We start from the raw sequence: 20880 nt of genomic DNA on the forward strand, positions 1-20880 counted from the left end.
ACTGTTGAGTTCTCAAGAAACGGACGCGACCACCATCACCTCAGACTCGAAACCGAGCCATCCGCTCCGGGGCGTTTACGCTTCGTTTTGTTTTGCTCTTACTTTCGCTATTCTTTCAGGCCGCCCGATCCGTGTCAAACCGTCCCATTTCGGAACACTTGACCCGAACCCTGCAACCCGAGAGGAATCGCAGCTGCCCCGTCTCCGGGGCAACCCCTCTAACGTACTGGCCTTCCGCAATCCTGTCGAATTACGCCAGGACAATCGGAATTCCGATCAGAGAGAGGAGATACAGGAACCGTAGCACTCATTTCCCCGAGGGGAGTGAGACGCGCCGGTGAGCCCTGCGAGAGAGAACTTTACCAGCCCGCGGGACCGGCCGCGCACATCTGAGGCAACTTTGGAGTCTTTCCCACTCCAGCGTCACTCAAACCTGCGCGGGCCGGCCCGCTGCGGAACCTAGCTGTCGCGGAGCTTAGCTGGGGAGGGCGGCCAGCTGGGCCTGGAGGCGCGCGATGTCCTCCTCGGCCTGGGCGGCCCGGCTGCGCACCTTCGCCACCACGTCCTCCGGCGCCTTGGCCATGAACTGCTCATTGCCGAGCTTCCCGGTCACCTGGGCGTGCTCCTTGCGCGCTGCGGCGAGGTCCTTCTCCAGGCGCTTGCGCTCGGCGACGACATCGATGGCCCCGGCGGTGTCGATCTCGACGTCGACGGGTCCCACGGCGATGCGCGCGGTAGCGGTGAAGGTCTCGCCCGGCGCGTCCAGGCGCAGCAGCGCCCGGATGGCCCCTTCATGCGGAGCGAGCGCCGTACCGGCAAGGTCCAGTCGGGCGGCCACTCTCTGACCGGGCTTGAGCCCCTGGTCCGAGCGGAATCTCCGCACTTCGGTGACCAGCTCCTGGAGAGCGGCGATTTCTTGCTCGGCCCCCGGATCGGCCAGGTCGGGCACCGCGACCGGCCAGTCGGCGACGACCAGCGACTCCCCTCCCGCCAGCGCACGCCACAGTTCCTCTGTCACGAACGGAACCAGCGGATGCAGCAGCCGAAGCAGAGCGTCGAAGACGTGGCCGAGAACACGCTTGGTGTTCTCCGCGACCTCCCCGCCCTGGGATATCTGGATCTTCGCGAGCTCGACGTACCAGTCGCAGACCTCGTCCCATGCGAAGTGGTACAGGACATCGGAGATCTTGGCGAACTCGAAATCCTCGAAGGCGGCGTCCACGGACGCGATCACGGCTTGCAGCCGGGACAGCACCCAGCGGTCCGCGGCGGTGAGGTCGGACGGCAGGCCGTCCACGACCGCGCCGTTTATGAGCGCGAACCTGGTCGCGTTCCAGATCTTGTTGCAGAAGTTGCGCGACCCGCCCGCCCAGTCCTCGCTGATGGCGACATCGGATCCCGGGTTGGCACCGCGCAGCAGGGTGAACCTGGTGGCGTCGGCGCCGTATCGGGAGATCCAGTCGAGCGGATCGACCACGTTTCCGAACGACTTGGACATCTTCTTGCCGAACTGGTCGCGCACCATGCCGTGCAGCGCCACCGTACGGAACGGCGGCTGCCCGTCCATCGCGTACAGACCGAACATCATCATCCTGGCGACCCAGAAGAAGAGGATGTCGTATCCGGTGACCAGGACGGACGTCGGATAGAACCGCTTCAGCTCCGGTGTGGCCTCCGGCCATCCCAGCGTGGAGAACGGCCAGAGGCCGGAGGAGAACCAGGTGTCGAGCACGTCAGGGTCCTGGACGTAACCGGCGGGAGGCTCGTCGTCCGGCCCCACACACACGACCTCGCCCTCGGGGCCGTACCAGACGGGGATGCGGTGCCCCCACCACAGCTGGCGTGAGATGCACCAGTCGTGCATGTCGTCGACCCAGTCGAAGTAGCGCTTGGCCAGCTCCGGCGGGTGGATCCGGGTCCGGCCGTCCCGCACGGCGTCTCCGGCGGCCTTGGCCAGCGGCGAGACGTTGACGAACCACTGCAGCGACAGCCGCGGTTCCACCACGGTCTTGCAGCGTGAGCAGTGGCCGACGGAATGCAGGTAGGGCCGCTTCTCCGCGACGATCCTGCCCTGCTGGCGCAGCGCGGCGACCACCGCCGGCCGGGCCTCGAACCGGTCCAGTCCCTGGAAGGGACCGTGGGTGGTGATCACACCGCGCTCGTCCATGATTGAGATCGAGGGCAGCGAGTGGCGGCGGCCGATCTCGAAGTCGTTGGGGTCATGGGCCGGAGTCACCTTGACCGCGCCCGTCCCGAAGAACGGGTCGACGTGCTCGTCCGCCACGATCGGGATCTGGCGTCCCGTGAGAGGAAGCTCCACCAGCCGCCCGACGAGGTGGGCGTAACGTTCGTCCGACGGGTTGACCGCCACCGCGGTGTCGCCCAGCATCGTCTCGGCCCGGGTCGTGGCGACCACGATCTCCGTTTCGTCCGAGCCGTACCGGATCGAGACGAGCTCTCCCTCGTCGTCGCTGTGCTCGACCTCGATGTCGGAGAGAGCGGTGAGGCACCGCGGGCACCAGTTGATGATGCGTTCGGCGCGGTAGATGAGCCCGTCGTCGAAGAGCTTCTTGAAGATGGTCTGGACGGCCCGGGAGAGGCCCTCATCCATGGTGAAGCGCTCGCGTGACCAGTCCACGCCGTCGCCGAGCTTCGTCATCTGGCCGAGGATGCGCCCGCCGGACTCTTCCTTCCACCGCCACACCCGGTCGACGAACGCCTCGCGACCCAGGTCGTGGCGGGACAGGCCCTCCTTGGCGATCTCGCGCTCCACGACGTTCTGCGTGGCGATGCCGGCGTGGTCCATTCCGGGGACCCACAAGGTCTCCAGGCCGCGCATCCGGGCCCGCCGGGTCAGCGCGTCCTGGATCGAGTGGTCGAGGGCGTGCCCCACGTGCAGCGAGCCGGTCACGTTCGGCGGCGGAAGCACGATGCTGTACGGCTCACGCCCGCTGCCCGGGTCCGCGGTGAAGAAGCCTTCCGATACCCAGCGTTCGTAGCTGCGGGTCTCGACGTCGGCGGGTGCGTACTGGGTCGGCAGTTCAGGCGTTGTCACGGTGACCAATTCTATGGCCGTCCGTATCCGTGCCCACGCCACTACGTGCAGTCCGAGGCCGTTCAGCCTCCGGAGGCCGGATCAGGCCGACTTCTCCCGAGGGGTGCGCTGCTGCTTCGCCTGGAGCTGGTCCCGCGGCACGAGCGTCGGATTGACGTGCTCCAAGACGGCCTCGCGCGTGATGACGACACGGGCGACGTCCTGGCGGGACGGCACCTCGTACATCACCGAGAGGAGGACCTCCTCGAGGATGGCCCGCAGGCCCCGGGCACCGGTGCCCCGCAGGATCGCCTGGTCGGCGATCGCCTCGAGCGCGTCGTCGGAGAACTCCAGCTCGACGTTGTCCAGCTCGAAGAGGCGGCGGTACTGCTTGACCAGCGCGTTCCGCGGCTCGGTGAGGATCTGGATCAGCGCGTCCCGGTCGAGGTTGTGCACCGAGGTGATCACGGGGAGCCGGCCGACGAACTCGGGGATCATGCCGAACTTCAGCAGGTCCTCCGGCATGACGTCGGAGAAGACGTCCGAGGAGTCGATCTCCTCCTTGGAGCGGATGATGGCGTTGAAGCCGATCCCCTTCTTGCCGACCCTCGATTCGATGATCTTTTCGAGCCCGGCGAAGGCGCCACCGCAGATGAACAGCACGTTGGTGGTGTCGATCTGGATGAACTCCTGGTGCGGATGCTTACGGCCGCCCTGGGGAGGCACGCTCGCGGTGGTCCCCTCGAGAATCTTCAGCAGAGCCTGCTGGACTCCCTCGCCGGAGACGTCCCGCGTGATCGACGGGTTCTCGCTCTTGCGGGCGATCTTGTCGACCTCATCGATGTAGATGATGCCGGTCTCGGCCTTCTTGACGTCGTAGTCCGCCGCCTGGATCAACTTGAGGAGGATGTTCTCGACATCCTCTCCGACGTAGCCGGCCTCGGTCAGGGCGGTGGCGTCGGCGATGGCGAACGGCACGTTGAGCATCTTGGCCAGCGTCTGCGCCAGCAGCGTCTTGCCGGACCCGGTCGGGCCGAGAAGCAGGATGTTGGACTTGGACAGCTCGATGCCGTCGTCCCGGCCGCGCTCACCGGACTGGACGCGCTTGTAGTGGTTGTAGACCGCCACAGAGAGCGCCTTCTTCGCCTTGTCCTGACCGATGACGTAGGCGTCGAGGAACTCGTAGATCTCGCGCGGCTTGGGAAGGTTGTCCCACTTCAGCTCGGAGGACTCGGAGAGTTCCTCCTCGATGATCTCGTTGCAGAGATCGATGCACTCATCGCAGATGTAGACGCCGGGTCCGGCGATGAGCTTCTTGACCTGCTTCTGGCTCTTGCCGCAGAACGAACACTTCAGCAGGTCTCCCCCGTCGCCGATGCGTGCCACCCCAGATACTCCTTTGCGTGGGACCGCCCTGCTGACGCGGTCAGTTCCGTCCGCCACCCGCTCTGACTCGGTGCGAAAACGTCATCCCGCTCAGGTATCGACGTTACCGTCTCCTGGACCCTCAGTGAGCCCCCTGGCGGTGAGTCGCACCGGAACGTGCCCAAATGGGCACCGTTCCGGTGCGTTCGACTTCCTCAGGAAGCGATCGCCGCGGCGCGCTTCTTCCGCGTCGGGATGATGTCGTCGACCAGCCCGTACGCCTTCGCCTCTTCGGCGCTGAGAATCTTGTCGCGCTCGATGTCCCTGCGGACGTCGTCCGGCGCCTTGCCCGAGTGCCTCGCGAGAATGTCCTCGAGCAGCTCACGCATGCGCAGGATCTCGCGGGCCTGGATCTCGATGTCACTGCCCTGGCCGCCGCCCTCGGTGGACGGCTGGTGGATCAGGACACGGGCGTTCGGCAGCGCGAATCGCTTGCCGGGCGTGCCACCGGCGAGCAGCACCGCCGCGGCGGACGCGGCCTGCCCGAGGCACACCGTCTGGATCTCCGGACGGACGAACTGCATCGTGTCGTAGATCGCCGTCATCGCGGTGAACGACCCGCCCGGCGAGTTGATGTAGATGCTGATGTCCCTGTCGGGATCGAGCGACTCCAGGGTGAGCAACTGCGCCATGACGTCGTTCGCCGAGGCGTCGTCGATCTGCACGCCGAGGAAGATGATGCGGTCCTCGAACAGCTTGTTGTACGGGTTCATCTCCTTCACGCCGTACGTCGTACGCTCGACGAACGAAGGGATGATGTAACGGCCGTTGATGTCTCCCGGCCGGATCAGCTCATTCACTTCGGTAGCTCCACTCATGAGACGGCGCCCTCAGAGGGCACCTGCCGTGCGCTACGCACGACGTGGTCGATGAAGCCGTAGTCCTTGGCCTCCTCGGCCGTGAACCAGCGGTCACGGTCGGAGTCGCGCTCGATCTGGTCGAGCGGCTGGCCGGTGTGGAACGCGATCCGCTCGGCCAGGGTCTTCTTCACGTAGAGCATCTGCTCGGCCTGAATCGCGATGTCGGCCGCGGTGCCGCCGATGCCGCCGGACGGCTGGTGCATCATGATGCGGGCGTTGGGCAGCGCGTACCGCTTGCCCGGCGCCCCGGCGCAGAGCAGGAACTGGCCCATGGAAGCGGCCAGACCCATCGCGACCGTGCACACGTTGTTCGGCACGTATTCCATCATGTCGTAAATCGCCATGCCGGCCGTCACCGAGCCGCCAGGGGAGTTGATGTACAGCCAGATGTCCCGGTCCGAGTCGTCCGCGGCAAGGAGCAGCAGCTCGGCGCACAGCCGGTTGGCGACCTCGTCGTTGACCTGGGTGCCGAGCACCACGATGCGCTCACGGAGCAGCCGCTGGTAGAGCTGGTCCTCGAGGCGGAACGAACCGTTCTCACGGCCGCGCGACTCAGGGCCGAAGCTCGTGGGCTGAAAGAAGGTCGGCGGGCTGGTCACAGCGTCACCTTCCGATGCGTCGAAGTCGATTGGCTTTGCTTGTGACCTTAACGCGCGGCGTCGACAGCTCATGCCCCCTCGCGCTGCTGTTCGCTGACGGCGCATGGGCGGGAGGGCCGACGGAGCCGTACTGCGGGGACGCCAGACCCCCGCCGCGCCGGAGCGTGACGGGGGTCGGGTCGAGCTTTGCGGGCAGGTGCCTACTCGGCGGACTCCTCGTCCTCCGGGCCACCCTCCTGCTCGGGGTTGAGCTCGGCGTAGATGGCCTTGATGTCCACCTCGTTGCCGGCCTCGTCGGTCACCTTGGCGGCGTCGCCGACGACCGTCTTGGCCTTCTCGCGGACGATCTCCATCATGGCCAGCGTGAGCTGGTCGTTGTCGGCGAGGTGCTGGGCCAGGGTGTTCGGGGCGACACCGAGCTGCATGGCGCGGCGCACCACGAAGTTGGTGAGCTCCTGCTCGCTGACACCGATGTCCTCGGCCTTGACGATCTTGTCGAGGACGAAGCCCGCCTTCAGCGCCTTGGCGGAGTTGGCCTCGAACTCGGCGAAGCGCTCGTCCTCGGTCGTCTGGTAGAGACGGAAGTACGCCTCGCGGCTCAGGCCGCTCTCGGCGATCTGGTGCTCGAGGTTGTGCTTGCGCGAGTCGATCTCGGCCTTGAGCGCGCTCTCCGGCAGCGGGATGTCGATCTGGTCCAGCAGGGCGTCGAGAGCCTTCTCACGGCTCTGCATGACCTGCTCGATCAGCTTGTTGCGGCGGGCCTGCTCGCGGATGCTGTCCTTCAGCTCGTCCAGCGTGTCGAACTCGCTGGCCAGCTGGGCGAACTCGTCGTCCAGCTCGGGCAGCACCTTCTCCTTGACCGACTTCACGTTGATGATCACGTCGGCCTCGTCGCCGGCGTTCTCGCCGCCGACCAGGGTGGTGCGGAAGGTCTTCTCCTCGCCTGCGGACAGCCCCTCAAGGGCGTCGTCGAGGCCCTGGAGCACCGAACCGGCGCCGACCTCGTACGACACGTCCGACGCCTGCTGCTCGTCGAGGTTCTTGCCGTCGATCTCGGCACGCAGGTCCATGACGACGTAGTCGCCGCGCGCGGCGGCACGCTCCACGCCGGTCAGCGTGGCGAAACGCTGGCGCAGGGCGTCGAGCTGGGTCTGGATGTCCTCGTCGGACACCTCGGCGACGTCGACGACGACCTCGGTCCCGTCGTACGCCGGGACGTCGAAGGCCGGACGGATGTCCACCTCGGCGGTGAACTCGACCTGCGAGCCGTCCTCGATCTTCGTGACCTCGATCTCCGGCTGGCTGACCGGGAACACGTCGGTCTCGTCCACGGCCTGGCCGTACAGCTTGGGCAGGGCGTCGTTCAGCGTCTCCTCGAGAACCACCGCGCGGCCGAAGCGCTGCTCGATGATCCGGGCGGGCACCTTGCCGGGGCGGAAGCCGGGGACACGCACCTGCTGGGCGACCTTCTTGTAGGCGGCTTGCAGGCTCGGCTCGAGCTCCTCGAACGGCACCTCGACGGTGAGCTTCACCCGGGTCGGGCTGAGCTCCTCGACAGCGGTCTTCACGGGGTGGTCTCCTTGATCAAGCATTTGGTGATCGCGGGCGCGCCAAGCACGGCTACCGCGGCACGTTACGCGCGCCGCGCCCACGTGAGCGGCACGAAGCACCGCCGCCTTGGCACGACCCTCTGGGCAGGCTCCACTGTGGCGGGTGTCCAGCGCCAAGGTGCAGTCTAGAGCAGAGACACACCTAGGAGCGACTGATCACAGGTCGAGCATGATCTGTCGCAGCATGCCGGTGGTCTCGTCGGGAGTCGTACTGACGGCGCAGAGTCGCTCCATGACCTCGCCGTATCGATCGACTTCATCCCGTTTGTCCAGGTAGAGCGCGCTGGCGAGTTGCTCGACATAGACGATGTCGGGCAGGTCCGCGTCATAGAACCGCAGGATGCTGAACGCGCCGCCCTCCGCGGCGTGTCCCCCGAAGCTGAACGGCATTATCTGGATCGTGATGTTGGTCTGGTTCATCAGGTCGATCAGGTGCTGGAGTTGGCCCCTCATGACCTCGATGCCGCCGATCGGACGGCGCAGGGCCGCCTCGTCGATCACCGCCCAGAACATCGGACCCCTGTCGCCGTCCAGGACGCGCTGACGCCCCAGCCGGAGATCCACCCGACGGGCGATCTCCTCGGGAGCGGCTCCGACCGCGCCCGCGGTGATCACGGCTCGCGCGTATTCCTTGGTCTGGAGCAGGCCGGGCACGAACTGCACCTCATAGGTGCGGATCCGCGTCGCCGCCTCCTCCAGCCCGACGTACGCCTGGAACCAGGTCGGCAGCACGTCGTTGAAGCGGTGCCACCAGCCGGGCTCGTTGGCCCGCTCCAGCAGGTCCATGACCGCGGCCCGCGCCTCGGGCTCCTCCACGCCGTAGAAGCTGAGCAGGTCGGCGACGTCGCGCTCCTTGAACCCGACCCGGCCGAGCTCCATCCGGCTGATCTTGGATTCGGAGCCGCGGATGAGGTCGCCCGCCTCGTCACGCGTGATGCCCTTGTTCTCCCGCAGTTTGCGAAGCTGGGAACCGAGGAGGATTCGAAGCGCCGTAGGCCCGGAGCCCGGCTGGGTCTGTGTCACGGCGCCTCCCTCTCACTCGAAGCGTGACATGCGCCGAGGGCAAGATCTGGACGACACCTCAGCCCACACAGTGTCACCACTTCCAGCCACGATGACAAGGTCTGACCCGTGTGTCGCCCCGGAAAGCGTCGTGTGCTGCTGCACGAGGCAGTTGCACGTGCATTTGGGTCTTGCAGGGGCCGGTCAGGTGTCCCATCATGGCGTAGTGCATATTGGGCTAATGGTGCACTGACGTCAAAAGCGGCAAGCGGGAGGTACGGGCAGGATGTTGGAGAAGCCCATGCCCTCCGCCCAGTTACCCCGCCGGAGCGTCGGAGAGCTGCTGCGGTCCGCGGGCGAGGCCGACACCGCCATCTGCCCCCTCGGCCCGCAGGCCGACTCGGTGAAGACCGCCAGAGACGTCACCCGCTCGACTCTCGACGAGTGGGGCCTCTCGGAACTGTGCGACGACGCCGCTCTCGTCGTGTCCGAGCTGGTGACCAACGCCGTGCGCTACGCCCTGTATCCGGGCAAGGGCGCCGACGAGCGGCCGATCACCTTGACGCTGGTCCGCCTTTCGGCGGACATCCTCCTGGCGGTGGCCGATCCCAGCGATGAGGTTCCCACCCCCAAGGAACCCGACTTCATCTCCGAGCACGGCCGGGGCCTCTACATCGTGGAGACGTACAGCCAGGCGTGGGGCTGGGACGCGCTGGACAACGGCGGCAAGGCCGTCTGGGCCCTCTTCCGCACAGCCCACTGATCCGGAACCGCCGCGCGGGACGTGCGGCGCGACGGCGCGGTCAGCGACGAAGTCCGCGAACCGGCGATCGCCGTCCACATGCCTTCGCCCCTCCTGAGTCCGGTCACATCCCGGACGGACTCGGGGCCGGATGGTGAAATCCCATGGAATCTCATCAGAGCGGACAGGCCGGGACATAAAGAGAGGCCCAGGCTCCCGCGAGCGGGATGACCTGGGCCTTCATCATGAGAGCGGACGACGGGAATCGAACCCGCGTAGCCAGTTTGGAAGACTGGGGCTCTACCATTGAGCTACGTCCGCGCGCGCCGGTCTCCATCTGGTCTAGACTTCATCCGGTCGTCAGGGCGTAAGCGTACCGGAGTTCCGGAGCGCTCGCGCAACCGACGCCGCGGGGCGTGGCGCAGCTTGGTAGCGCGCTTGCTTTGGGAGCAAGAAGTCGCAGGTTCAAATCCTGTCGCCCCGACTCTCTGACCAGCCAGAAGGTCGATCTCCGAAATCGGGCCTTCGAGCTCCCTCTACCCTTCCCCTCCTAACGTTCGCGAGCAGCGATCGACGCCACCGAGGAAGCCTCGGTTACCAGGGAAGCTGACCCTCCTCCGAGCTGAACGTGCCGGTCGGGCCGTCTCCGGTGAGGGTCGCCATCCGCACCGCCACCGCCGCGCCTTCGGCCGCCATACGGGTGCCGGTGTGGCCGGTCAGGTCGGTGGCGCAGTGGCCGGGGTCGACGGCGTTGACCAGGATGCCGGACTCGCTCAGCTCGTTCGCGTAGAGGACCGTCAACGCGTTGAGCGCGCTTTTCGCCGAGTTGTAGGCCAGCATCCGCCACTCGGCGTTGAGGCCCTCCCTCGCTGAGGTGAGGGCGACCGAGGCAAGGCGGGTCGTCATGTTGACGATCCTGCCCTCGCCGGACGCCCGAAGCAGCGGGATCATCGCATGGGTGACCGTGACGACGCCGAACACGCTCACCTCGTAAGTGGTCCGCATGTGCTCGCCCGTCGCGTCCGCCGGGGACACGCCGAAGTCGCCGCACACCGCGGCGTTGTTGACCAGCACGTCCAGCCGCCCGAACTCCTCACCGATCGTCTTGGCCGCGTTCGCGGCCACCGCCGCGTCGGTGACGTCGAGCAAAACGGGACGGGTGCCTTCGGGGGCATGGCTCTCGTCGCGTACCCCGGCGAACACGGTCATCCCCTGCTCTGCCAGCTGCCGGGCGATCTCCCTGCCGATACCGCGTCCCGCCCCGGTTACCAGTGCGATCTTCACAGTCCATCCTCCTTGTATCGAAGGCGCACAGTCTGGGAGCAGCCGCTTGGAAACGACCAAAGGGGCACTTGGATCATCGGCCAGCCGGGAACAAGGGCACTTGGATCACCGGTCGGCCGGGAACAACGGTGGCCCCGGCCCGGTTCTGGCGGGCATGGGTGACTATGGCAGGGAAGTCGAGTTCGGCTACTTCCTCGTTCCGAACGTCGACGACCCCCTGATCGAGACAGCGAAGACCGCCGACCGGCTCGGGCTCGACCTGCTCGGCGTGCAGGACCATCCGTACCAGAAGCGGTATGTGGACACTTGGACGCTGCTCAGCGTCATCGCCGCCGGGACCGAGCGGATCAGGGTGTTCCCCGACGTGGCCAGCCTTCCGCTGCGGCAGCCCGCCGTCCTCGCCAAGGCCGCGGCCAGCCTCGACCTCCTGAGCGGCGGGCGGGTCGAGCTCGGTCTCGGCGCCGGGGCGTTCTGGGACGCCATCGAGGCGTACGGCGGGCCCCGGCGCGCCCCGAAGGACGCCATCGGCGCCCTGGAGGAGGCCGTCTCCGTCATCAGGGCGGTGTGGAGCGCGGGCTCCAACCTGCGGGTCGACGGCGTCCATTACCGGCTCAAGGGCGCGAAGGGCGGGCCCGCCCCCGCTCATCCGATGGAGATCTGGCTGGGCGTCGGCGGACCCCGTGCCCTCGCGCTCACCGGGAGGTTGGCGGACGGCTGGCTGCCCTCGTCGAGCTGGGCTTCGCCGGAACGGCTGCCTGAGCTCAACGCCCGCATCGACGAGGCGGCCGTCGCGGCGGGACGCCGGCCTCAGGAGATCCGCAGGCTCTACAACGTCAACGGCACGATCACGGACGGCTCCTCGGAGGGGTTCCTTCACGGTCCGGCCGACCAGTGGGCGGACGAGCTGACCGACCTCGCCGTCGCCTACGGCATGGACACCTTCGTCTTCTGGGGTGAGGGTGATCAGGAGATCCAGCTCAGAAGGTTCGCCGAGGAGGTGGTGCCCGCCGTACGGGAGCGGGTCGCGCTCGAACGCGGCGAGTGATCACGCGGCTTCACCGTCATCTGGCAAACGGCTGAAATGCGGCGGATCTTCTCTTTACGATTCGGGGACATCTTCTGCCTCCCCGGAGAACGGATTGAACCGCAACTGCCTAATCAAGGACCCCTCCCAGGAGAACCAGTCCGCGTGGCGCCGGAGCAGTGCGGTCTCGGCGAACGAGCGGCTGACCTTCCTGAACGAGGCCAGCCGCCGGATCGGCACCACGCTGGATCTCGCGGAGACGAGCCGCGAGCTCATGGACGTCACCGTTCCGCGCTTCGCCGACACCGCGGAGATCCTGATCCAGGACCGGCTGGTCGTCGACGGTGAGTTCCCGTCCCGGCCGCTTGACGACACGGCGCTGGTACGGCGGGTGGCCCTCGGCGTGGCCGACGACGATCCGCACGAGTGGGTACGGGCGATCCCGCTCGACGAGGTGACGGTCTATCACCCGACACTTCCCCAGGCCCAGTGCATGGCGACCGGCAAGCCGCTCATGTACCCCCAGCTGGATCCCGACACGGCGCGGCTGATCGGGCTCGGCTTCGGCCGCGAGACGCTCATCGCGAAGCTCCTCATCGGTGCCTCCTTCCTCGCCGTCCCGCTGAGCGCGCGCGGCCGGGTGCTGGGATGCGCGGTCTTCACCCGGCGGCCGGGCGGCCCCGCGTTCGAGGAGCAGGACGTCGCCGTGGCCGAGGAACTCGCCGCGCGTACGGCCGTCTGCATCGACAACGCCCGCCTGTACACGCGCGAGCGCCGCACCGCGCTGACGCTGCAGAGCAGCCTCCTGCCCGCCGACCTGCCCCAGCCGCTCGGCATGGAGATCGCCTCCAGGTACCTCCCCGCCAGCGACCTCATGGGGGTGGGCGGCGACTGGTACGACGTGATCCAGCTGCCCGGATGCCGTTCCGCCCTGGTCGTGGGCGACGTCATGGGGCACGGCACCAGGGCCGCCGCGACCATGGGCCAGCTCCGCACGGCCGCTCGCACGCTGGCCAGCCTCGACCTCTCTCCCGACGAGGTCCTCTTCCGGCTCAACCTGATGAGCCAGGACCTCGACCCGACGCAGATCGCCACCTGTGTGTACGCGGTGTACGACCCGATCACGCGGAACTGCTCGATCGCCAGGGCCGGGCACGTGCCTCCCGTCCTGATCCATCCGGACCGTTCCACCGAGATCATCGAGATGTCCCCGGGCCTGCCGCTCGGCATCGGCAGCGAGCCGCTGGAGACGCGTGAGCTGACGCTCCCGGCCGGCAGCGTCCTCGCTCTCTACACCGACGGACTGGTGGAGAGCAGGCGCAGGGACATCGACGCGGGGATCATGGCGTTGCGCCACCTGCTCGCGGGGCCGCTCCAGGATCTCGAGGACATGTGCGACGTGACGATCAACAGCCAGCGTCCCGGGCACGAGCGTGACGACATCGCCCTGCTGCTGGCCCGGGTACGCGATCTCGACCCCGACGAGATGGCGTCCTTCCCGCTGTCCGACGATCCCCGGTTCGTCCGCACCGCCCGCAGGTTCGTACGGAGCACGCTCGCGGCGTGGGGGCTCGCGAGCCTCGCGGACACCACCGAACTGATCGTCAGCGAGATGGTGACCAACGCGCTCAAGCACGGCTGGCCCCCGATCGAGCTGCGTCTGCTGCGCGGCCGGACGCTGGTGTGCGAGGTCTCGGACGGCTCTTCCACGGCCCCCGCGCCGCGCTCCCCCTCACCGGACGACGACACCGGGCGCGGCCTGCTGCTGATCAAGCGGTTCGCCTACCGGTGGGGAACCCGCCCGACGCCGCAGGGAAAGATCGTCTGGGTCGAGCAGCACCTCCCCTGAGCCGCTTTCTTGACCCGCCCTTTCCCGGTTCGGCGCGATCCCGGGGGTATTTTCCCCGGAAGACACCTGCCGTACGGGACGGGGAGCAGTGGGGTGAGCGACGCGGGCGAGCACACCGAGCAGCTCCGTCCGCGCGGGCAGGCCGCGGCCTCGCACCGGCCGTGCCGTCATTTCGCGTCCGCGGTCGCGATCATCCTCATCGCGCTGGGCTGCGGGCTCGCGCCGGTCGCCCTGGTGGCCGTGTGGACGGCGAGCGAGGTGTGGAGCGTCGACGAGGCGGCCGCCGCGCTCGAACAGCGGGGGCTTCCGATGGAGGTCGACGTGAAGCTGGCCCACGTCCGGAGCCTGGTCGATGAGAAGATGCCGCGGCTGTCTCGCAGCGCTGTCTATCAGGGCCTGTGGATCGATGCCGGCAGGGTGGCGCGCAAGGGGCTGCGGGCGATCACTTCCGGCCGGTTCGCCTACACCTCGGTCGGCTGGATCATCCCCGTGGCCTCGGGGGCGTCGCTCGCCGCGGGGTTCCTCCTTGCGCGCAGCCGCCGCCGGGCCGCGCTGGGCGCGGGGCTGGGCGTCGCCGTCTGCACCCTCGCGCTCGCGGCGGTCTTCTCCGTGGCCAGGAGCCTCTACATGAGCACTGTCGCGTCGCACGGGCTCGATCTGGTCGCCGCCGAGCAGTACTTCGACACCATGACGCGGTTCCCCGACATCGGGCTGCGCGGCCTCATGGTCCTGGGCCTGCTGACGGCCGCCGCCGCCGACTTCCGCCCGTGTCGTCGCCGCGCGGCGTGACCGGCAGGAGGAGGGCTACCGGCAGGCCGGAGTGACAGGAGGTCACCGGCACGTGCCCGCCGGAGCCGACCAGCAGACGCTGCTCCTCGCCGCCCACCTGTGGGCGGCGCCGGTCGGCTAACGCCCGGTGGGCCGCTTGCCGTGGTTCGCCTGCTTCTTCTTCCGTGCCTTCGACTTGCGCGCTCTCTTGCCCATGCGGAACCGCCTTTCGTCGTACGGCTAGCGCCCCCACTCTTCATCACCACGCCAGGTGCCGTATAGCGCGCCACTCATATCACCATGATTCAACATTGCCGCCCGCTCCATGTGGCATAATTTGTTGGAATCTGTTGATTGGAGCGGTGATGCTTGCCCAGCTACGGCAGCAGGCGATTCTTGAGCGGGTCCGCAGGACCGGCGGCGTACGCGTCGCCGAGCTGGTGCGGGATCTCGGCGTCTCCGACATGACCATACGCCGAGATCTGGAGGCCCTCGCGGACCGCGGACTGGTCGAGAAGGTCCACGGAGGCGCGACGATCGTCGGCGCGGGATCGACGGAGGAACCCGGGTTCACCGCCAAGTCGGCCCGTCAGCAGGCCGAGAAGGAGGCCATCGCCCGCCACGCCGCGCGTCTCGTCCGGCCGGGCAGCTCGGTGGCCCTGTCGGCCGGAACCACCACGTGGACCTTCGCGCACCATCTGGCCGACGTGCCCGAACTGACCGTCATCACCAACTCGCTCAAGGTCGCGGACGTGTTCCACCGCGCCGGGCGGCCCGACCAGACCGTGGTGCTGGTCGGCGGCGTACGCACCCCTTCCGACGCGCTGGTCGGGCCGGTCGCGGTCGCGGCGATCCGCTCGATGAACGTCGACATGCTGATCCTCGGCGTCCACGGGATGAGCGTGAAGGCCGGGTTCACCACGCCCAACCTGCTGGAGGCCGAGACCGACCGCGAGCTGGTCGGGGCCGCCCAGCGCCTCGTCGTCCTGGCCGACCACACCAAGTGGGGCACGATCGGCATCAGCACGATCGCCCGCCTGGAGCAGGCCGACGTCGTGGTCAGCGACACCGGCCTGTCCGGCGAGGCCCGCGCGGCGCTGTCGGAGCACGTGGGCGAGCTGGTGCTGGCGGATCCCGGCGCCGACGAGCGGGAGGCACCGGCCCCGTGAAGCGCACGATCACCCACCTCGCCGACGGTCGGGAGCTGTTCTACTACGACCGGCGGGACGACGCGGACCGCGGCGCTGTCGATCCGCGCGAACTACCCCCGCGTCCACGCGCCTCGCAGATGCGCTACGACCCGCTGATGGACGAATGGATCACCATCGCGGGGCACCGCCAGACCCGGACGCACCTGCCCTCCCCCGACGAGTGCCCGCTGTGTCCGGCCCATCCCGGTTCGGAGATCCCCTCCGACTACGACGTCGCGGTCTTCGAGAACCGCTTCCCCTCGTTCAGCTTCTCAGGGGACGGTTCCACGGGGGGCTACCCCTTGGGAGGCGGCTTCGCCGATCCCGGCGGGTTGAGCGCGGCGCGGCCGGGCGTCGGGCGGTGCGAGGTGGTCTGCTTCACGTCCGACCACGACGCGTCCTTCGGCTCGCTGAGCGCGGCGCAGGTCGAACTCGTCATGGAGGCATGGGCCGACCGCACCGCCGAGCTGTCCGCCCTTCCGGGCGTCGAGCAGGTCTTCTGCTTCGAGAACAGGGGCGCGGAGATCGGCATCACCCTCCCCCATCCTCACGGCCAGATCTACGCCTATCCGTACGTCACCCCGCGTACCCGCCACATGCTCGGCGTCGCCTCGCGGCACAGGGGCGGGAACCTCTTCGCCGACGTGCTGGCCGCCGAGCGGACGGGTCCCCGCGTCGTGGCGTCCAATGAGCACTGGACGGCGTTCGTCCCGGCCGCCGCCCGCTATCCGTTCGAAATCCACGTCTACCCGCACCGGCGGGTGCCTGACCTGCCCGCGCTGGACCCGGACCAGCGCGCCGCGTTCGGGCCGCTCTACACCGGGGTGCTGCGCCGGCTCGACGCGCTGTTCGGCGTGGCCATGCCGTACGTCGCGGCCTGGCATCAGGCTCCGGTGACCTATCGGCGCGATCTCGCCTACCTCCACCTCCAGCTGTTCAGCATCCGGAGGGCGCCGGACAAGCTCAAGTACCTGGCCGGATCGGAGTCCGCGATGGGGGCGTTCGTCAACGACGTGGCCCCCGAGGACGCCGCCCGGATGTTGCGTGAATATCCGATAACGAGTTGATCACTACTGGATTGCAACTTTGAGTAGCAATGATCCGGGCTTTACCACTACTATCCATCGCACCGGCTGCCACAGCCGGTGCGCCTAATCCCGGGCGCCTCGCCCGGGAGCCGGGGACCCACGACGTTGTGGCGATCCATCCCCCGTTTCCGGGAACGGTCGCCGTGCACCTGGGGTGAAGGCACGCCAGTGCCAGGGCTCCTCCAGCCCGAACCCGTCAGCTAACCCGGTCGGCAGATGGAGAGGAGTGGGCTCTGCCCCGCGCGTTTCCGGCGGCCGCCGCGGCTCTGGCCGCGGCTGCCCTCGTCTTCGGTACGGCCTCAGGGGCTCACGCCGCTCCCAAGCCGAGCGAGAGCCAGCTCAGGAAGCAACTCGCCGAGCTGCGCACGAAGGTCGACAAGCTGATCGCCGACTACAACGCCAAGCGGGTCGAGCTCGCCAAGGCGCAGGAGTCCGAGAAAGCGGCCAAGGAGCGGCTGGCCAAGGCGGAATCCGACTTCGAGGCGGCCAGGCAGCAGATGATCAGCATCGCCGGCGTGCGTTACCAGACGCATGACCTGGGCCTGCTGGGCACTGACCTGCGGAACTCCGCCGTACTGACCCAGATCCAGGACGAGCAGGCCGTACTGGTCTCGCAGGTCGCCGCGCTCACGAAGGAGCGCAAGGCCGCGGCCGACGCGGCGGCGGCCCTGATCGAGCAGATCAAGACGCGGTCGCAGGAGGTCGCCGGGCAGCGCAAGGCCGCCGAGAACCTGATCGACGACATCAAGAAGAAGCTCGACCAGCTCATCCCGATCGCGCCCGGGAAGCTCGCCGGCGGCGGCTGGGCCCCGGAACTCCCCTCCGGCGGCGACAACATCACGCCCCGGACCCGCCTGATGAAGGCGGAGGTCGGTAAACACTTCGATCTGCGCTACACCGTCGGCTGCTACCGCGTGGACACCTCGGGCGAGCACCCGCTCGGCCGGGCCTGTGACTTCATGATGAGCTCGGGCGGCTCCATGCCGAGCCCGGGCATGAAGGCCCTCGGCGACAGCCTCGCCGTCTGGGCCATCAAGAACGGCTCCAAGCTGGGTGTGAATTACGTGATCTGGCAGCAACGGATCTACAACCTCGGCAGCCCCGGGTGGCGCACCATGTCCGATCGCGGCGGCATCACCGCGAACCACTACGACCACGTCCACATCTCGATGTACTAGACGCTGCCGACGGCCCCCTCGGCTCCGCGCCACCGCACCGGGAGTGCCGCTGAGCGGCCCGCGCCGCCTCAGGCGAAGAATCGCGTCAGATGCTTGACGACCGTTTCCGGTTGTTCTTCGGGGATGTAGTGGCCACTGCCCGGAACTTCGACCACCTCGACGTCGGTCCCCTTGTTCGCGAGCACCTGCCGCAGCAGCTGATAGCCTCCCTCCCCGCCTCCCATGGCCAAGATCGGCACGGTCACCGGACCATACGTCTTCTCATCCGCGATGTCCTGCCCGAAGGCCCGGTACCAGGCATTGCCGGCCCGGATCGCGTCCACGGTGGAGTAGGCGTGGGCGTAGACGTCGCGGTCGCGGTCGCTGATGGCGCCGGGATCGTCGATCAAGTAGTCGCACATCCAGTCGATCAGGTGGCGTGACCGGCCGGCGAGCAGGCGTTCAGGCAGGCCGGGAACCTGGTTGAACGCGAACCACCACAGGAAACGTCCGGGACCCGCATGGATGTCGCCGTCGATCTGCTGACGCCCGGGGCGCGGCAGCAGGGAATAGTCGTAGAACCGGTCGTCAGGGTGAGCGATGTCCAGCAGCGCGATCCGCCGCGTGCTCGCGGGATGATTGGCCGCGAAGGCGTAGGCGACCATCCCGCCGATGTCGTGCCCGGCGATGTTGACGGCATCGTGGCCGAGATGGCGCATCAGCGCGTGGATGTCGCCCGCCATCGTCTTCTTGTCATAGCCGGAGGCGGGCTTGTCCGAGCCGCCCATCCCCCGCAAGTCAACGGCGATCACTCGATAGCGCTCCGCCAAGGGCGGCATGATCTTGCGGAACTCCCACCAGGTCTGCGGCCACCCGCCCAGCAGGACCAGCGGCTCACCCCGGCCACCGATCACATAGTGCAGGCGGATCCCGTTGACGTCGGCATGGCTGCTGACGAACCCGCCCTCCAGCGAACGCGCCAGCTCCACGTCAGATGCTGCTTGCGACATGAGATCTCCAAAGCGAACGCACAAAGGATCATGGTCACGCTACCGGGGCAGGCCGAATTTCTCAGCGAATGCGGACAGTTCCTCACGTTGCTCGTCCGGTTCGGTGACGGCGGTGTTCACGACGATGCGGGTGACCCCTTGGGCGGCGAGTTCCTCGACCCGCTCGACGGGTACGTCGATGGAGGCGAAGCGGGTGTATTCCAGCGCGTCCGGGTCCCGGCCGGCCTCCGCGGCGCTGGAGCGAACGAGCTCCCACTGAAGGGCGCGCTCCTCCGCGTCCAACGCGCCACCGGGGAAGTACCCGTCGCCCCGGTGCCCGGCCCGGCGCGCGGCCGCCCGGCTCGATCCCCCGATGTGGATAGGCAGCCGTGTCACCTGGTGCGGCTTGGGGAAGCTGACCAGCTTCTCGAAGGAAAAGAACTCGCCGGCGAAGCTGACGCCGTCCTCTCCGCCGGCCCACAGTAGGCGCAGCACGTCGATCGCCTCGTCGGCGCGGCGGCCGCGGGTGGCGAAGTCGACGCCCACCGCCTGTGCCTCGCCAGGAAGGCCTCCCAGCCCTACGGTCAGTAGCCGCATCCTGCCCCTGGACAGCACGTCTATGGTGGCCAGGCGCTTGGCGAGAATCACCGGATGGTGGTAGGGCAACAACAGCACGCCGGTGCCGAACAGGATCCGTTCCGTGGCCGCGGCGACGAAGCTCAGGCAGTCGAGTGGATCGACGTAGGGCAGCGTGGGCGACAGCTCGTACGGCCCCACAGCAGCGCCGGGATACAGCACGATGTGCTCGGGCAGATAGAGCGACTCGAAGCCGCACTCCTCCACGAGCTGGGCAAAGGCCACGATCTTGTCGGGGTCGACCCCGAAATAGGGCGTGCTGTAGCTGACTCCGAACTTCATCGTGTGGTTCCTTCGCATCGTTGACACCGCGGCTTCCGGAGCGGCACAGCGGATCGTAAAACCTTGACCCTGACGTCAGGGCAAATGCGTGGCGGCTCGGGTGAGCCCTCTGGGCCGCGCGCCTCGCCACGGCGGGCGTGCGGCTCTTCGGCCGGCCCGCTGTCCTTCGGATGGGGCGAAGGCAGACGAGAGATCAGGACAGGGACGAGTGCGCGGGTTCGCCGAGAACCGTCAGGAAGTTTGATGATGGGCCGCATGCGGTACTTTCGCCGACCCTGGATGGAGTCGCGCGGGGATGAGTACGACAGTTGGGGCGCCTGTCTCTACTACCTCGCCGCTGATGACCAAGGCGACGTGCACGAGCAGATCGAGGTGTACGCCAACGGAAACGCTATTGCGTACGACCATGAGCATGATGAGGACAGATTCGGCTTCCTGACATATGCCACGCTGCATCTTGACGAGTTCGCGCCGTATGAGATCGCCGAGCGGGAGTTCCGCGACGACCTAGCCCAATACCGCCCGATGAACCGCTGAGGTGTCAGGGCACATCTAGGGCACATGAGCGCGAAACGATGAAAAGCGGCAAACGCCTCCCAGGTCCGCTGGGGCCGGCTTCTGGCCTGCGTCGAGGACTTACCACCGCGGAACGGCCGCGAACACGCCGCGCGCAGCCGTTCCGTCTGGCCAGGTCCACCCGGCGACGAGGTGTCCGGACGACCCGTCCGCGTCCTCGACCGGCCGCAGGACGCGGTTGACCCGCACCTCGATCCCGTCGGCAGGGCCGATTCCGTGCACGGTGACGGTCAAGTCCGGGGTGTCGCTCTTGCTCTGGTGCTGCGGCATCGCCTCGCCGCGCAGGAGCGCGCGCAACTGCGCCATCACCACCGGGTCGTGGACACCGTCATAGATCCACCGAAGGCCGAGCACCCCATGCTCAGAGGTGCCGATCAGCGCCTCGCCGGGGACGCCCTCCAGAGCCGCACCGCGATAGCTCATCGGCACCAGGTACGCCACCGGCTCCTGCCCGGTGGTGTCCACCACGACCATGAGCTCGATCCCGACCTCACCCTCCGGATCGTCCAACCGGAACCCACCGGCCTTGGCCAGCTCGGGCGTTCCCGCGTCGCCCGCATACCAGCTCTGCTTCGGCAACCACTCGGTGAGCAGCTCCAGCTTGGTGGGCGTCATGGTGGTGTGGTGGATGCTGGCCATGCGAATTCCCTCACGCGGTGGGTCTGGGCCTGTCCCCTAACGAACTGTGATCGACCTTATAGGTAACGGCGGTGCGTCCCGAGCGGGAGTGAGTGACGGGTGGCCGGGTGGTCGCGTCATAACGCC

At 67.8% G+C, this 20880-nt stretch carries 19 protein-coding genes, 2 tRNA genes and 1 riboswitch; of the genes, 9 read left to right on the forward strand and 12 right to left on the reverse strand.

Going from position 1 to position 20880, the window contains the following annotated elements; translation table 11 throughout:
* Positions 1 to 475: 475 nt before the first annotated feature.
* The 6 genes from AB0I59_RS32680 to AB0I59_RS32705 all read right to left on the reverse strand — a co-directional run bounded on the left by AB0I59_RS32680 (position 476) and on the right by AB0I59_RS32705 (position 8551).
* Entirely contained in the window at positions 476 to 3064 is a 2589-nt protein-coding gene (locus AB0I59_RS32680; RefSeq protein ID WP_435831148.1) for a valine--tRNA ligase, read from the reverse strand.
* Positions 3065 to 3136: 72 nt separating this feature from the next.
* Positions 3137 to 4420 (reverse strand): ATP-dependent Clp protease ATP-binding subunit ClpX, encoded by a 1284-nt coding sequence (clpX, locus tag AB0I59_RS32685; RefSeq protein ID WP_061260449.1) that lies wholly within the window; start codon positions 4418 to 4420, stop codon positions 3137 to 3139.
* A gap of 194 nt (positions 4421 to 4614) precedes the next feature.
* Entirely contained in the window at positions 4615 to 5277 is a 663-nt protein-coding gene (locus AB0I59_RS32690) for an ATP-dependent Clp protease proteolytic subunit (protein WP_061260451.1), read from the reverse strand.
* Positions 5274 to 5918, reverse strand: coding sequence for a ClpP family protease (locus AB0I59_RS32695; RefSeq protein ID WP_061260453.1), 645 nt, complete (start codon positions 5916 to 5918; stop codon positions 5274 to 5276). Before AB0I59_RS32695 ends, AB0I59_RS32690 begins: the two co-directional genes overlap by 4 nt.
* A 200-nt stretch (positions 5919 to 6118) precedes the next feature.
* Positions 6119 to 7486: a trigger factor gene (tig, locus tag AB0I59_RS32700; protein WP_061260455.1), complete on the reverse strand. Its 1368-nt coding sequence runs from the start codon at positions 7484 to 7486 to the stop codon at positions 6119 to 6121.
* 198 nt (positions 7487 to 7684) lie between these two features.
* The gene (locus AB0I59_RS32705; RefSeq protein WP_061260457.1) at positions 7685 to 8551 is read right to left on the reverse strand and encodes a Sco1979 family transcriptional regulator; all 867 of its coding nucleotides are present in this window, start codon (positions 8549 to 8551) and stop codon (positions 7685 to 7687) included.
* 265 nt (positions 8552 to 8816) lie between these two features.
* Here AB0I59_RS32705 and AB0I59_RS32710 point away from each other — a divergent pair, with 265 nt between their 5' ends.
* Positions 8817 to 9293, forward strand: coding sequence for an ATP-binding protein (locus tag AB0I59_RS32710; protein ID WP_061260459.1), 477 nt, complete (start codon positions 8817 to 8819; stop codon positions 9291 to 9293).
* Positions 9294 to 9522: 229 nt separating this feature from the next.
* Here the strand turns inward: AB0I59_RS32710 and AB0I59_RS32715 are convergent.
* Positions 9523 to 9593, reverse strand: a tRNA-Gly gene (locus tag AB0I59_RS32715).
* Between the two features lie 89 nt (positions 9594 to 9682).
* Here AB0I59_RS32715 and AB0I59_RS32720 point away from each other — a divergent pair.
* Positions 9683 to 9756, forward strand: a tRNA-Pro gene (locus tag AB0I59_RS32720).
* 110 nt (positions 9757 to 9866) lie between these two features.
* Here AB0I59_RS32720 and AB0I59_RS32725 read toward each other — a convergent pair.
* The gene (locus AB0I59_RS32725; RefSeq protein ID WP_358139017.1) at positions 9867 to 10556 is read right to left on the reverse strand and encodes an SDR family NAD(P)-dependent oxidoreductase; all 690 of its coding nucleotides are present in this window, start codon (positions 10554 to 10556) and stop codon (positions 9867 to 9869) included.
* Between the two features lie 154 nt (positions 10557 to 10710).
* On the opposite strand from AB0I59_RS32725, the gene AB0I59_RS32730 reads away from it, so the two are divergent.
* The 3 genes from AB0I59_RS32730 (at position 10711) to AB0I59_RS32740 (ending at position 14218) form a co-directional block, all read left to right on the forward strand.
* A complete protein-coding gene (locus tag AB0I59_RS32730) occupies positions 10711 to 11601 on the forward strand; it encodes an LLM class flavin-dependent oxidoreductase (RefSeq protein WP_061260584.1) in 891 nt (296 codons plus the stop codon).
* A 94-nt stretch (positions 11602 to 11695) separates the two neighbouring features.
* A complete protein-coding gene (locus tag AB0I59_RS32735; protein WP_061260464.1) occupies positions 11696 to 13429 on the forward strand; it encodes an ATP-binding SpoIIE family protein phosphatase in 1734 nt (577 codons plus the stop codon).
* 93 nt (positions 13430 to 13522) lie between these two features.
* Positions 13523 to 14218, forward strand: coding sequence for a hypothetical protein (locus AB0I59_RS32740; protein ID WP_358139020.1), 696 nt, complete (start codon positions 13523 to 13525; stop codon positions 14216 to 14218).
* A 117-nt stretch (positions 14219 to 14335) separates the two neighbouring features.
* Here AB0I59_RS32740 and AB0I59_RS42175 read toward each other — a convergent pair whose 3' ends face one another.
* On the reverse strand, positions 14336 to 14413 hold the full coding sequence (locus tag AB0I59_RS42175; protein ID WP_373282358.1) for a 50S ribosomal protein bL37: 78 nt from the start codon (positions 14411 to 14413) through the stop codon (positions 14336 to 14338).
* A gap of 149 nt (positions 14414 to 14562) precedes the next feature.
* On the opposite strand from AB0I59_RS42175, the gene AB0I59_RS32745 reads away from it, so the two are divergent.
* The 3 genes from AB0I59_RS32745 (at position 14563) to AB0I59_RS32755 (ending at position 17653) form a co-directional block, all read left to right on the forward strand.
* A complete protein-coding gene (locus AB0I59_RS32745; RefSeq protein ID WP_358139023.1) occupies positions 14563 to 15366 on the forward strand; it encodes a DeoR/GlpR family DNA-binding transcription regulator in 804 nt (267 codons plus the stop codon).
* On the forward strand, positions 15363 to 16454 hold the full coding sequence (galT, locus tag AB0I59_RS32750; RefSeq protein ID WP_358139026.1) for a galactose-1-phosphate uridylyltransferase: 1092 nt from the start codon (positions 15363 to 15365) through the stop codon (positions 16452 to 16454). The genes AB0I59_RS32745 and galT overlap by 4 nt, the downstream gene beginning before the upstream one ends.
* 71 nt (positions 16455 to 16525) lie before the next feature.
* Positions 16526 to 16704: riboswitch (cyclic di-AMP (ydaO/yuaA leader) on the forward strand.
* Positions 16705 to 16990: 286 nt separating this feature from the next.
* A complete protein-coding gene (locus AB0I59_RS32755) occupies positions 16991 to 17653 on the forward strand; it encodes a VldE C-terminal domain-containing protein (protein WP_358139030.1) in 663 nt (220 codons plus the stop codon).
* Between the two features lie 68 nt (positions 17654 to 17721).
* On the opposite strand, the gene AB0I59_RS32760 is transcribed toward AB0I59_RS32755, so the two are convergent.
* The gene (locus tag AB0I59_RS32760) at positions 17722 to 18642 is read right to left on the reverse strand and encodes an alpha/beta fold hydrolase (RefSeq protein WP_358139033.1); all 921 of its coding nucleotides are present in this window, start codon (positions 18640 to 18642) and stop codon (positions 17722 to 17724) included.
* Between the two features lie 39 nt (positions 18643 to 18681).
* Entirely contained in the window at positions 18682 to 19539 is an 858-nt protein-coding gene (locus AB0I59_RS32765) for a TIGR03619 family F420-dependent LLM class oxidoreductase (protein ID WP_358139036.1), read from the reverse strand.
* A 255-nt stretch (positions 19540 to 19794) separates the two neighbouring features.
* On the opposite strand from AB0I59_RS32765, the gene AB0I59_RS32770 reads away from it, so the two are divergent.
* Positions 19795 to 20076 (forward strand): hypothetical protein, encoded by a 282-nt coding sequence (locus AB0I59_RS32770; RefSeq protein ID WP_358139039.1) that lies wholly within the window; start codon positions 19795 to 19797, stop codon positions 20074 to 20076.
* Between the two features lie 99 nt (positions 20077 to 20175).
* Here the strand turns inward: AB0I59_RS32770 and AB0I59_RS32775 are convergent, their stop codons facing one another.
* On the reverse strand, positions 20176 to 20754 hold the full coding sequence (locus tag AB0I59_RS32775; protein WP_061260479.1) for a maltokinase N-terminal cap-like domain-containing protein: 579 nt from the start codon (positions 20752 to 20754) through the stop codon (positions 20176 to 20178).
* Positions 20755 to 20880 lie beyond the last annotated feature (126 nt).

The sequence above is a fragment of the Microtetraspora glauca genome, assembly GCF_040656155.1.
GTDB lineage: Bacteria > Actinomycetota > Actinomycetes > Streptosporangiales > Streptosporangiaceae > Microtetraspora > Microtetraspora glauca.